This window comes from Hylemonella gracilis, assembly GCF_004328645.1.
In the GTDB taxonomy this organism is placed as follows: domain Bacteria; phylum Pseudomonadota; class Gammaproteobacteria; order Burkholderiales; family Burkholderiaceae_C; genus Hylemonella; species Hylemonella gracilis_B.
The window spans coordinates 1,622,033-1,633,889 of sequence record NZ_CP031395.1 but is presented as its reverse complement, the minus strand read 5'-3'; the positions used below and the strand labels follow the sequence as shown (position 1 = coordinate 1,633,889).

Genomic DNA, 11,857 nt, shown 5'->3' with positions numbered 1-11,857 from the left:
CGACGTCCCGCGGCTTCAGGCCGGCGTGGCGACGGAGCGCGGCAGGGACTGCAGATGCCGCAGATCCGCCACCACCTCGACTGAATGCCGGTCTGCATCCACCGCGCGGTACACCCGGGCGATGCGCCCCTGCGGATCGATGATGAAGGTCTGGCGCTTGGCCAGCTTGACGACCACCCAGTCGGACAGGGCGCCGTAGCGTGCCGCCACCTCACCGTGGGCATCTGCCAAGAGGGGGAAGGGCAGCTTGTGCTTCTGCGCAAAGGCCGCGTGCGAGGCGCTGGTGTCCACGCTCACGCCCACCACCTCTGCACCCAGCTCCTGCAATTGAAGCCAGTCGTCACGGAAGTTGCAAGCTTCTGTGGTGCAACCGGGGGTGTCGTTCTTGGGATAGAAGTACAGCACCAGCCATTTGCCGCGCCACTCGCTCAGCCCGCGCTTCTGGCCTTGCTGATCCGGCAAGGAAAAGTCCGGCGCGGGTTGGCCGACGGCCAAGGCATCGGCCGCCGTGGCGGTGCCCCCCAGCAGCAGCGCCGGCCCGGCGACACAGAGTACACGGCGCAGTCGTGAGGTCATGGTGGCACTCCTTCGGTCAGGAACAGGATGATCCGCTTTATACCGGAGCGCGCAACCTCGGACCCGCCAGGCGAGCCTGTAATGAAACGATCAGCTCATGTCGGTGCAAGCACCGATACTCCGCCCATGTAGGGGCGGAGTGCTTCCGGCACCTCGACGGTGCCGTCCGCGCGCTGATAGTTTTCCAGCACGGCGACGAGGGCGCGGCCGACGGCCAGACCGGATCCGTTGAGGGTGTGCAAGAGCTCGTTCTTGCCCTGGGCGTTCTTGTAGCGGGCCTGCAGGCGGCGGGCCTGGAAGGCCTCGCAGTTGGAGACAGAGCTGATTTCGCGGTAGGTGTTCTGCGCGGGCAACCAGACTTCGAGGTCATAGGTCTTGGCGGCGCCAAAGCCCATGTCACCGGTGCACAAGCTCATCACGCGGTAGGGCAGGCCCAGCTTCTGCAGGATGGCCTCGGCATGGCGCGTCATCTCTTCCAGCGCCTCGTAGCTCTTGTCAGGATGCACGATCTGCACCATCTCGACCTTGTCGAACTGGTGCTGACGGATCATGCCGCGCGTGTCGCGCCCATAGCTGCCCGCTTCGGAACGGAAGCAGGGTGTGTGGGCGGTGAGCTTGATCGGCAGGTCGGCCTCGGCGACGATCTCGTCGCGCACGAAGTTGGTCAGCGTGACTTCGCTGGTGGGGATGAGGTAGAGCGCCACGTTCTCGGCCTCGCCCTCCTGCCCGCCCTTCCTGGCGGCGAAGAGGTCTTCCTCGAACTTGGGCAACTGGCCGGTGCCGCGCAGGGTGTCGCCGTTGACAATGTAGGGCGTGTAGCACTCGGTGTAGCCATGCTGCTGCGTCTGCACGTCGAGCATGAACTGGGCCAGCGCGCGGTGCAGGCGGGCGATCTGGCCCTTCATGACCGTGAAGCGCGCGCCGGTCAGCTTGGCACCGGTGTCGAAATCCAGGCCCAGCGGTTCGCCCAGGTCCACGTGGTCCTTGACCGCGAAACCGTACTGCTTGGGTTCGCCCCAAGTCCGCACGACCACGTTGCCGTGCTCGTCCGAACCCACGGGCACGCTTTCGTGCGGCAGGTTGGGCACGGCGAGCAGCAGCGCCTGCATCTGTTCCTGGATCTGTTCCAGCCGCGCGGCGGACGTGTCCAGCTCCCCCTTGAGCGCGTTGACTTCGGCCTTGGCGGCCTCGGCCTCGTCCTTCTTGCCCTGCCCCATGAGCGCGCCGATCTGCTTGCTCAAGGTATTGCGCTTGCCCTGCAGTTCCTCGGTGCGGGTCTGCAAGATCTTGCGCTCGGCCTCCAGCGCGCGGAACTGGGCGGCGTCGAGGTAGGGCTGCGGCTTCTTGCGGGTTTCCAGACGGGCCAGCACGCCGTCCAGGTCTTTGCGGAGCAGATTGAGGTCTAGCATGATGGGGACGGATTGTAGGGGCGCTATCGCTCCATCACGGTCTGATTGCTGGCATCCGCTTGTGGCTGCCGCAGGCGTGCGGGCTGGGTTGACCACGCCTCATGTGATTTTGCTGAACGCAAAATCGAAATCGGCGGGTTCACCCCAGCCCGCACGCCTGCTCGATCAGCAAGGTTGGCGCTCGAAGGGCGACCTGCCAACACGGGTGCCCCAGCGCCTTGGGCCTGGGGGCCGGGGTGCGATTTCGGGGGTGGCATCGGCCAGGCCTTGAACGCCGTGGCGGCGCTACACGAAGTGAGCGGCGCTTCGTGATCTGATTTCCGGCATCCTGTCTGAACGGAGCGCCAAAGGCGCGCAGTGAGTTATGCCGGACAGGCGTACAAGGCCTGGCCGATGCGCAGTCGGCAAAGCCGACCACCCCCGCATGAGCGCCCCGGCCCCCAGGCCCAAGGCGCGCCGCCACCCACAAGAACAGGTTTCAGACCTTCAGACCTTTGGGCAAAGGAAACTTCACCGTCTCCTCCACCCCATCCATCTTGCGCACCGCCACCGCGCCCAGCGCCTTGATGCGCTCGATCACCTGCTGCACCAGGATTTCCGGCGCCGAAGCACCCGCCGTCAGGCCCACCCGCGCCTTGCCCTCGAACCAGTCCGCCTGCAGCTCGTCCGCGTTGTCCACCATGTAGGCCGACACGCCGCGCTTGTGCGCCACCTCGCGCAAGCGGTTGCTGTTGGAACTGGTTGGGCTGCCCACCACCACCAGCACGTCAACCTGGCCGCTCAGCACCTTCACCGCGTCCTGCCGGTTCTGCGTGGCGTAGCAAATGTCCTGCTGCTTGGGCTCGCGCACCTGCGGAAACCGCGCCTTCACCGCCGCCAGGATGCCCGCCGCGTCGTCCACCGACAAGGTGGTTTGCGTCACCACCGCGAGCTTCTCGCTCTGCGCCGGCAGCACCCGCGCCACGTCCGCCTCGTCTTCCACCAGATGGATGCCGCTGTCGAGCTGGCCCATCGTGCCTTCGACCTCCGGGTGACCCTTGTGGCCGATCATGATGAACTCGTAGCCTTCCTTGTGCAGCTTGGCCACTTCCACATGCACCTTGGTCACCAGCGGACAGGTCGCATCGAAGATCTGGAAACCCCGCCGCTGAGCCTCGCGCTGCACGGCGCGGCTCACGCCGTGGGCGGAGAACACCAGCGTCGCGCCCGGCGGCACATCGTCCAGTTCTTCGATGAAGATGGCACCCTTGGCCTTGAGGTCGTTCACCACATAGGTGTTGTGCACGATCTCGTGCCGCACGTAGATGGGCCTGCCGAACTTGGCCAGGGCCCGTTCGACGATTTCGATGGCCCGGTCCACGCCCGCGCAGAACCCACGGGGTTCGGCCAAAAGAATTTCTGCGCTCGCGTCCATGATGCCTCCCACGCTCCCCGCCCCCATCACAACACACCAATCAGTTGCACTTCGAACGTCACTGGCTGGCCCGCCAGCGGGTGGTTGAAGTCGAACAGCACGGACTGTTCACCCGTTTGCACCACCACGCCACCGAACTGCCCCTGCCGGTCCGGCGTGGGGAACTGCACCACATCACCGACGCGGTACTCCTCATTCGGGTCGCCCAGCTCGCGCAATTCCTTGCGCGACAGCCACTGCTGCATGTCCGGGTTCTTCTCGCCGTACACACCCGCCGGCAGGTCCAGCTTCGTGTGCACACCCTCCTCCAGCCCGATCAGCGCGGCCTCGATGCCGGGCGCCAACTCGCCCGAGCCCATGGTCAGCGTCGCGGGCTTGCCGCCGAAGGTGTTGACCACATCACCGGCCGGGCCAGCCAAGCGGTAATGCAGCGTCAGAAAGGAGCCGGGGACGACCCGCGCGGGCGTGGCGCTCATGAGAAAAACCTGCCGGTTGAAAAGTGGAAGACTGAAAAGGCGCAGGCGCAAAAAGCCAAGACCCTGGCCGCGCCCAGCCCGCCATTGTAGAAAGCAGGCGCCGCCCCAGCCATCCACCCCCGAATACCCACCCCATGGTCAAAGACTTGCCGACGGAATCGCGCCCGCGCGAAAAACTCCTGGCCCGCGGCCCGGGCGCGCTCTCCGACACCGAACTGCTGGCCCTGCTGCTGCGCACCGGCGTCGCCGGCAAGGGCGTGCTGCAGCTCGCGCAGGACTTGCTGGACGGTTTCGATGGCATCGCCGGCCTGCTGCAAGCCGGTGGAAACGACCTGAACCGCGTCAAGGGACTGGGCCCAGCCAAGCGTGCCGAGCTGCGGGCGGTGATGGAACTCGCGCGCCGCGCGCTGGCACAACAACTGCGCGCGCGCTCGACGCTCGATACGCCCGAGACCGTCAAGCACTACCTGCAAATGCATCTCGCCGCCAAGCTGCACGAATGCTTCGCGGTGCTCTTCCTGGACAGCCAGCACCGCCTGCTCGCGCTGGAGGAACTGTTTCGTGGCACGCTGGCGCAGACCAGCGTCTATCCACGCGAGGTGGTGTTGCGCGCCCTGCACCACCACGCCGCGGCCGTGGTACTGGCTCACAACCACCCCAGCGGCAGCGTGTCGCCCTCGCGCGCCGACGAACTGCTGACGCGCAGCCTGCAAAGTGCCCTCGCCTTGGTCGACGTGCGCGTGCTGGACCATGTCATCGTCGCGCCCGGCCAGGCCCTGTCCATGGCGGAGCACGGTCTGATCTGAGCGCGGCAGGACAGGCCCCATCGGGCTGGTGTACAACCCCAAGCATGAAGGCGAAGTTCAACACCAGGCTCGACACCTTGGCCGACCTCAAACAGGTCAAGAAAACCTTGGAAACCCAGGCAAAGCTGGAGGTCGAGCGGTTGGCCGAGGAAAAAAAGCGCGCCCGGCAGAGCCAGAGCGATGGCGATCTGTTTCGCCGCGCCGCCGGCGCCGTGCAGGCACTGCCGCCCAAGCTCGCCGCCAAGCATGGCAGCACCCGACGCGCGGCGCTGCAATCCGACAAGCCCGCGCCCATCCCGCTGCAACGCCAGCGCGACGAGGCCGCCGTGTTGGGCGAAGCCATCAGCGATGAGTTTGATGTGTCCACCCTGCTCGACACCGACGAACACCTGAGCTACCGCGCCGCGGGCATCGGCCCGGACGTGACGCGCCGGTTGCGCAAGGGCGACTGGGCCATCCAGGCCCAGCTCGATCTGCACGGCCTGCGCACCGAGGAAGCCCGCGAACAGCTCGGCGCCTTCATCCGAGAAACCCGCAAGCAAGGACTGCGCTGCGTGCGCGTGGTCCATGGCAAGGGCCTGGGTTCACCGGGCAAGACGCCCGTGCTCAAGGGTCGTGTGCAGGGCTGGCTGGCGCAGAAGAAGGACGTGCTGGCCTTCGTGCAGGCGCGACCGGCCGAAGGCGGCGCGGGGGCGTTGGTGGTGCTGCTTCAGCCTGGTGGCTGAGCACAGGCGCACTCTCCGTTCTTCACCACCTCGTCAACGGTCGTCCCTGTGCCGCACGAGCGGCCACAAAAGCGTCAAAGGCCTCGCTGCTCGTCTTGGCTGGCACATAACCGAACTCGGTCTTGAGCGCCGTGTTGAGCAGTACGGGGCGGTAGCGCAGGAAGTCCAGTTGCTCGGGGCCGTAGCGACTGACGCGCAGCGCATGCCCCACGGCCAGCGCGGCCTGGAGCAAGGCTGCCGGCAGCACCCGTAGCGGCTTGCCCAGGCGCCGGGCGATTTCGCGCAAGGGGAGCGCGCCGTCTCCGGCCAGGTTGTAGCAGCCGGCCTGGCGCGTGCGCAGCGCATGCAGGATGGCGCCCGTCACGTCGCGGTCCCAGATGAAGACGAAGGGGCTCTCGCTGCCACGGATGGCCAGCAGGCGCGGCTTCTCGAACAACGCGGTGATCTGGTTGTCCACGGTCTCGCCCAGGATGGTGCCGATGCGCAGCACGGTCTGGCGCAGGGCCGGTGTGCTGACGCGGTAGTCGGCCAACATCTCCTCGACCTGGCGCTTGTGGTCGGCATAGGCGAAGGCCGGGTGACCGCGCAGCGGGTCGCTCTCGCGCAGCCAGGCCGGGTTGTCGCGGTGGTAGCCATAGGCCGCGCCGCTGGAACTCACCACGATGTGCTGCACGCCCTGGGCCACGCAAGCCTGCAGCACATTGCGGCTGCCCAGCACGTCGACCGAGTATTCGAGTTCACGGCTGGAGCCGCGGCCCGGCGTGACGATGGACGCCAGGTGCACCACGGTGTCGATCCGGTAGGCGGCCATCTGCTGGCCCAGGGCCGGGTCACGCACATCCAGTGTCAGATAGATCACGCCGGGATGGCGTCGTGACTCGGGCACCGGCCGCACGTCGGCCGCCACGATGCACGCCAAGCGGACCTCGCGCACCAGCTCGGCCAACAGGCTGCGGCCCAGGAAGCCGTCGGCGCCGGTGATGAAAACGCGGCGTGCACCGGCCGCTGCCTCGCTCATGACTGAGACTCCACCTGCGCGGGTGTTCCCGCAGCAGGTCTGCGGCCCCACCAACTGGCCAGAACCAGGCCCGCAATGATGTCCCAGAAACCCCAGACCCCGGCCACCACGGCCATGCCGCCCAAGCCGCCGAAGAAGCTGAAGATCAGCACCAGGCCCAGGCCCGCGTTGCGGATGCCGACCTCGATGGACACGGCCCGGCGGTCATAGTCCTGCAGGCCGCTGGCGCGCGCGCAGAGGTAGCCCGTGAGGAAGGCCAGCGCATCGTGCAGCACCACCGCCAGCAGCACCAGCCCCACATAGTCGAGGAAATACCGCCAGTTGCCGGCGACGGCGCCCAGGATGAAGGCGATCAGACAGAAGAAGCTCAGAAAACGCGCGGGCTTGCGGATGCGCGCGGTCAAGCGCGGCAGCTTCTCGGCGCAGACGATGCCCAGCACGAAGGGGATGCCAATGATGGCCACGATGTGACCCGCCATCTCCGCCGGGTCCAGCGCGATGCTGCGAAACAGCGGCGCGGCCGTGGGGTGCAGACCGGCCCAGAAGGCAAAGTTCAGCGGCATGAGCACGATGGACAGGGCGTTGGAAATGGCCGTCATGGAAACCGACAACGCCACATTGCCACCCGCACGGTGCGTGACGATGTTGCTCACGTTGCCTGGCGGGCAGCAGGCCACGAGGATCATGCCCAGCGCGATGCTCGGCGCGACGTGCAGCAGCAGCGTGAGCCCGAAGGTCACGGCCGGCAGCACGAGGAACTGCGCGGCGATGCCCACGCCCATGGCCCAGGGCATGCGCAGCACGCGCCGGAAGTCGGCCGCGCGCGTGTCCAGCGCAATGCCGAACATCAGGAAGCCCAGCACCACGTTGAGGATGACCAGCGAGGCGGGGTTGAAGTTGAGGCGGATCTCGTCGACAGGCAGCATGCGTTCTCCCTTGAGGTCAGCGATGAATCAGGCCAGCGCCGCGCTGGCCGCGCGCACGGCGGCGCGGTAGGTGTCCTTATGGACGTAATAGGCCATGCGCTCGAGCTTGAGGTACTTGAAGCCACCGCTGAGATCGGGCGCAGGCCCGCGCTTGGCCGCGTTCAGCGCAACTGCCGCCGGATTACCGGTCGCCTGCGCCTTGAAATAACGCGCGACCAGTTCGGCCTGCTCATAGCGGCCCTGCCAGCCAATGCCGCTGGCCTCGATCATGCCCATCACGGCCAAGTTGTCGAAGCGTGGCGTGAAGATGTTGAGGTAAAGCTGTGGCGCCATGCCCTGCCAGTTGAGCAGCTCGGGCTTGATGAAGGGGTAGTGCAGGCGATAACCCGTGGCGCAGAGGATGAGGTCGTAGTCCTGCGCACTGCCGTCCCTGAAAAACACAGTGCGGCCATCCAGGCGTGCGATGTCGGGCTTGACGTGGATGTCGCCGTGGCCCAGGTGGTGCAGGATGAGTGAGTTCACCACGGGGTGCGACTCGTACATCTTGTAGTCGGGCTTGGGCAGGCCGAAACGCGCGGGATCGCCCGTGAACCAGCCCAGGACCAGGGCATCCATCTTCTGCTTGAGCCAGACGGGCAAGCGCAGCTTGCCGCCCAGGGTGTCGGCCGGTTTGCCGAACACGTACTTGGGCACGAAGTAATAACCGCGACGCACCGAGATGTCCACGCTGTCGGCTGCGTGCACGGCGTCCACCGCGATATCGCAGCCCGAGTTGCCCGCACCCACCACCAGCACCCGCTTGCCGCGGAACTGCTCGGCGCTCTTGTAGGCGGCTGTGTGGATGAGCTCGCCGCTGAAGCGCCCCTCGAACTTCGGCAGATTCGGTTCGGCCAAGGTGCCATTGGCGATGACCAGGCCCTTGAACTCGGCGCCGTGCTCGCCCTGCGCGTCGCGCCAGGTGACGCGCCACAGCGGCGCCTTGTCCTCGCCGTCACCCTCGCCCACCGGCACGACGCTTTGCACCTGCGCACCGAAGCAGTAGTGCCGCTTCAGATCAAAATGTTGGGCGAAGTCGATGAAGTACCGTCGCATCTCGCGGTGGCTGGGGTAATCAGCCACTTCGGGTTTCATCGGAAACTCGCTGAATTCGGTGGTGGTCTTGCTCGAAATCAGGTGAGCCGACTCATAGACCGTGCTGCGCGGGTTGTGGATGTTCCACAGACCACCCACGTCGGTGTAGGCCTCGAAACCCTGGAAGGGAATACCGAGTTTCTGCAGATTGCGCGCGGCGGCCAGGCCACTGGGGCCAGCGCCGATAAGGGCGATCTGGGTGCGCGTGTCGGTGCGGGTGTCAAGGGTCGTCATGCAACAGGCTCAACGTCGGGGTTGGGAAGAAGGCGGGTCGCTGACCCGCAGACCGGGGATGGCAGTGGCGCCGGCCTCGCCCATGCGCGGCTTGCGCGGCTGGTTCAGCAGCAGGTGGTCATGCCAGGACACGGGCAACAAAGACAAAGCCCGCGAGAGCCAGCCGATGCGTCGCGGCAGCACGATGTGTTCACGCCCACGCGCCACGCCGGCCAGCAGCCTGCGTGCCGCGTCCTCGGGCGCCATCAAACCGGGCATGGCGAAATGATTGCCGGCCGTCAGCGCGGTGCGCAGATACCCCGGGCTCACCGTGTGCACGCTCAGGCCTGTGCCGCGCAGTTCGGCACGCAGGCTCTCCAAATAACGGATCAGGCCGCCCTTGCTCGCGCAATAGGCCCCGTTGCCCGGCATGCCCCGCCAGCCCGCGATGCTGGCCACCGCCACCAGGGCACCACGCCCTTGGGCACGCATGGCGGTCAGGTGCGGCTGGAAGGTGGTGGCCACGCCTAGCAGGTTGATCTCCAGCATGCGGCGCATCACGGCAAGATCGTCGGCCTGCGCGGTGTCGAAGCCCCCGGCCACGCCCGCGTTGGCGATCAGCAGATCGGGCACGCCATGGCGCACCATCCAGTCGCGCGCGCAGGCCTGCATGGCCGCGGCGTCAGCCACGTCGGGCGTGTAGACCGTGCAGCGCTCAGACGCCAAGGCAGCGAGTTCATCGAGCACCGGGCGGTTCAGCCCCACCAGGGCCACGGCCGCACCCCTGGCGATCAGTTCACGCGCCAGCGCCTGGCCCAAGCCACCACAGGCGCCCGTGAGCACCGCGTTTCTGAACGGGAAGGTCATGGCATGGTCTCCACCTGTCGTTCTTTTGCAGCAGCATAGACTGTGCAAGCCCCGAGGCTCGGGAAATATCCGATTTCTTAGCGATTACCGAAGCTTCGGGCGCGGTGGACAAACTGGTACCCACACCCCGCGCACCGCCATGTACCCCAACCCCGGGGCAGACCTTGCCCATGGGACAATCCCCCTATGTTTGCATTGTTCGACGAAGCCGGGAAGTTTCTCGCCGGCCGCATCCTTTCCGAGGCCGACGCCTCGCTCCAGGTGGAGCTGGACACCGGCAAGCGGGTGAAGGTCAAGGCGGCCAATGTGCTGCTGAAATTCGAGAAACCCGCGCCGGCCGCGCTGCTGGCCGAGGCCCAGCCCCTGGCCGAGGGCATCGAGCTGGACCTGGCCTGGGAGTTCGCCCCCGAGGAGGATTTCGGCTTCGCCGAGCTTGCGGCCCTGTACTTCCAGGACCCACCCACATTGACCCAGCAGGCCGCCGCCCTGCTGCGCCTGCACGAAGCGCCGCATTACTTCCGCCGCGCGGGCAAGGGACGCTACAAGAAGGCGCCGGCGGAGATCATCCAGCAAGCGCTGGCCGCCATCGAGAAGAAGCGCCTGCTGCAGATCCAGATCGGCGAATGGGCGCAGCAACTCGCCCAAGGCAACTGCCCCGCGCCCATCCGCGAGCAGCTCTACAAGATCCTCTTCAAGCCGGACAAAAACGCGCCCGAGTACAAGGCCGTGGTGGAAGCAGCGCGCGCCACGCAGAAGGCGCCGCTGGACCTGCTGCAGGCGGCAGGCGCCATCGATTCGCCCTACCAATTCCACTGGCGCCGTTTCCTGTTCGACAACTTCCCCAAGGGCTACGGCTTTCCCGCGAATCTCGTGGCGCCCGAGATCAAGGATGAACTGCCCACGGCAAGCGTGCAGGCTTACTCCATCGACGACTCGCAGACCACGGAAATCGACGACGCGCTGTCGGTGCAGGGCCTGGGCTCGGGCACGGTGACGGTGGGCGTGCACATCGCCGCGCCCGGCCTGGCCGTGCAGCGCGGCGACGCCATCGACAAGCTGGGCCGCGACCGCTTGTCCACCGTCTACATGCCGGGCTACAAGATCACCATGCTGCCCGACGACGTGGTGCAGCGCTACACCCTGCAGGAAGGCCAGGCCTGCCCCGCCGTGTCGCTCTACGTGCGCTTCAAGGAGGACACGTTGGAGTTGGTGGACAGCGCAACGAAACTGGAGCGCGTACCCATCGCCCACAACCTGCGCCACGACCAACTGGACGGCGTGGTGACGGAGGAATGGCTGAGCAACCCCGGTTTTACCCCCGCCCTCCCCCCAGAAGCCACGTCGCATGCGGCCCTGTTGACCCCCGCGCTGCGTGCAGAACTGAGTTTTCTGCATCGCCTGGCCCGCCACCTGAAGGCGGGGCGCGAAATCGTGCGCGGCAAACCCGAGACCTTCAACCGGCCCGACTACAACTTCCGCCTGCTGGGCGGCGCGGGTGAGCCGCAAGGCCAGGAGTCGGTGCAGATCGGTGTGCGCCAACGTGGCGCGGCGCTGGACTTGATCGTGGCCGAGGCCATGATCCTGGCCAACAGCAGTTGGGGTCAATGGATGGCCGAACTGGGCGTGCCCGCCATCTACCGCAGCCAGGCCAGCCTGGCGCCCGGCGTCAAGGTGCGCATGGGCGTCAAGGCCCTGCCGCACGCGGGCATCGGTGTGCCCAGCTACGCCTGGAGCACTTCGCCGCTGCGCCGCTACACCGACATGGTGAACCAGTGGCAGATCATCGCCTGCGCGCGCCATGGCAGGACGGCCGCGCTGGCCGCGCCCTTCAAGCCCAAGGATGCGGAACTGTTCGCCATCATCAGCGCCTTCGACGCGGCCTACACGACATACAACGGCTACCAGGCCACCATCGAACGCTACTGGACGCTCAAGTACCTCGCGCAGCAAGGCATCACTGAGCTGGACGCCACGGTGTTCAAGGACAACCTGGCCCGCGCCGACACCCTGCCCCTGGTGCTGCCCGTGCTGGGCACGCAAGGCCTGTCGCGCGGCGCGCGGGTGCGGGTGAAACTTGGCACCATCGACGAAGTGGCCCTGGACGTCAGCGGCACGGTGATCGCGCGCCTGGACGCCGACGCCAACGCCAACGGGACCGAGGGTGATCTCGCCGAAACCGCTGAAGGCGAGGACGATGACTCCCTGGCCGCCGGCCCGATTGCCATCGCGGTGGATGTCAACGAGGCTCCCGAGGCCGAGGGCGCGTCCCCGACCAGCGGCACCTGAAGGATGGGCC

Annotated in this window: 11 protein-coding genes; 3 read left to right on the top strand and 8 right to left on the bottom strand. The window is 66.7% G+C overall.

What is annotated here, in order from left to right:
* Positions 1-15 precede the first annotated feature (15 nt).
* The 4 genes from DW355_RS07720 to DW355_RS07705 all read right to left on the bottom strand — a co-directional run bounded on the left by DW355_RS07720 (position 16) and on the right by DW355_RS07705 (position 3,875).
* Entirely contained in the window at positions 16-576 is a 561-nt protein-coding gene (locus tag DW355_RS07720) for a peroxiredoxin (RefSeq protein WP_131278985.1), read from the bottom strand.
* Between the two features lie 95 nt (positions 577-671).
* On the bottom strand, positions 672-1,985 hold the full coding sequence (gene serS / locus DW355_RS07715; protein WP_131278983.1) for a serine--tRNA ligase: 1,314 nt from the start codon (positions 1,983-1,985) through the stop codon (positions 672-674).
* Positions 1,986-2,463: 478 nt separating this feature from the next.
* Complete coding sequence (ispH, locus tag DW355_RS07710) at positions 2,464-3,399, bottom strand: 4-hydroxy-3-methylbut-2-enyl diphosphate reductase (protein WP_207388099.1); 936 nt, start codon at positions 3,397-3,399, stop codon at positions 2,464-2,466.
* A gap of 26 nt (positions 3,400-3,425) precedes the next feature.
* Entirely contained in the window at positions 3,426-3,875 is a 450-nt protein-coding gene (locus tag DW355_RS07705; protein WP_131278981.1) for an FKBP-type peptidyl-prolyl cis-trans isomerase, read from the bottom strand.
* 134 nt (positions 3,876-4,009) lie between these two features.
* Between DW355_RS07705 and radC the strand changes: the two genes are divergently transcribed.
* Together radC and DW355_RS07695 are read left to right on the top strand one after the other, a co-directional pair.
* Entirely contained in the window at positions 4,010-4,681 is a 672-nt protein-coding gene (gene radC / locus DW355_RS07700) for a RadC family protein (protein WP_131278979.1), read from the top strand.
* Between the two features lie 44 nt (positions 4,682-4,725).
* Positions 4,726-5,406, top strand: coding sequence for a Smr/MutS family protein (locus DW355_RS07695; protein WP_131278977.1), 681 nt, complete (start codon positions 4,726-4,728; stop codon positions 5,404-5,406).
* Between the two features lie 22 nt (positions 5,407-5,428).
* Here DW355_RS07695 and DW355_RS07690 read toward each other — a convergent pair whose 3' ends face one another.
* From DW355_RS07690 to DW355_RS07675, 4 genes are read right to left on the bottom strand one after another with little or no spacing between them, the layout of a single operon-like run.
* Positions 5,429-6,424 (bottom strand): SDR family oxidoreductase, encoded by a 996-nt coding sequence (locus DW355_RS07690; RefSeq protein WP_131278975.1) that lies wholly within the window; start codon positions 6,422-6,424, stop codon positions 5,429-5,431.
* Positions 6,421-7,350 carry a bile acid:sodium symporter family protein gene (locus DW355_RS07685; protein ID WP_131278973.1) on the bottom strand — a complete coding sequence of 310 codons (930 nt, stop codon included), beginning with the start codon at positions 7,348-7,350 and terminating at the stop codon, positions 6,421-6,423. The genes DW355_RS07690 and DW355_RS07685 overlap by 4 nt, the downstream gene beginning before the upstream one ends.
* A 27-nt stretch (positions 7,351-7,377) precedes the next feature.
* On the bottom strand, positions 7,378-8,715 hold the full coding sequence (locus DW355_RS07680) for a flavin-containing monooxygenase (RefSeq protein ID WP_131278971.1): 1,338 nt from the start codon (positions 8,713-8,715) through the stop codon (positions 7,378-7,380).
* 9 nt (positions 8,716-8,724) lie between these two features.
* Positions 8,725-9,561, bottom strand: a complete 837-nt coding sequence (locus tag DW355_RS07675) for an SDR family oxidoreductase (RefSeq protein WP_131278969.1) — start codon at positions 9,559-9,561, stop codon at positions 8,725-8,727.
* Between the two features lie 186 nt (positions 9,562-9,747).
* On the opposite strand from DW355_RS07675, the gene DW355_RS07670 reads away from it, so the two are divergent.
* On the top strand, positions 9,748-11,847 hold the full coding sequence (locus DW355_RS07670; protein ID WP_131278967.1) for a ribonuclease catalytic domain-containing protein: 2,100 nt from the start codon (positions 9,748-9,750) through the stop codon (positions 11,845-11,847).
* Positions 11,848-11,857: the final 10 nt, after the last annotated feature.

Bases quoted from the DNA above. Each gene is read 5' to 3' on its own strand.
- radC (WP_131278979.1), top strand. From the start codon at position 4,010: ATGGTCAAAGACTTGCCGACGGAATCGCGCCCGCGCGAAAAACTCCTG.
- DW355_RS07670 (WP_131278967.1), top strand. From the start codon at position 9,748: ATGTTTGCATTGTTCGACGAAGCCGGGAAGTTTCTCGCCGGCCGCATC.
- serS (WP_131278983.1), bottom strand. From the start codon at position 1,985: ATGCTAGACCTCAATCTGCTCCGCAAAGACCTGGACGGCGTGCTGGCC.
- ispH (WP_207388099.1), bottom strand. From the start codon at position 3,399: ATGGACGCGAGCGCAGAAATTCTTTTGGCCGAACCCCGTGGGTTCTGC.
- DW355_RS07680 (WP_131278971.1), bottom strand. From the start codon at position 8,715: ATGACGACCCTTGACACCCGCACCGACACGCGCACCCAGATCGCCCTT.
- DW355_RS07690 (WP_131278975.1), bottom strand. From the start codon at position 6,424: ATGAGCGAGGCAGCGGCCGGTGCACGCCGCGTTTTCATCACCGGCGCC.
- DW355_RS07720 (WP_131278985.1), bottom strand. From the start codon at position 576: ATGACCTCACGACTGCGCCGTGTACTCTGTGTCGCCGGGCCGGCGCTG.
- DW355_RS07675 (WP_131278969.1), bottom strand. From the start codon at position 9,561: ATGACCTTCCCGTTCAGAAACGCGGTGCTCACGGGCGCCTGTGGTGGC.
- DW355_RS07695 (WP_131278977.1), top strand. From the start codon at position 4,726: ATGAAGGCGAAGTTCAACACCAGGCTCGACACCTTGGCCGACCTCAAA.
- DW355_RS07685 (WP_131278973.1), bottom strand. From the start codon at position 7,350: ATGCTGCCTGTCGACGAGATCCGCCTCAACTTCAACCCCGCCTCGCTG.
- DW355_RS07705 (WP_131278981.1), bottom strand. From the start codon at position 3,875: ATGAGCGCCACGCCCGCGCGGGTCGTCCCCGGCTCCTTTCTGACGCTG.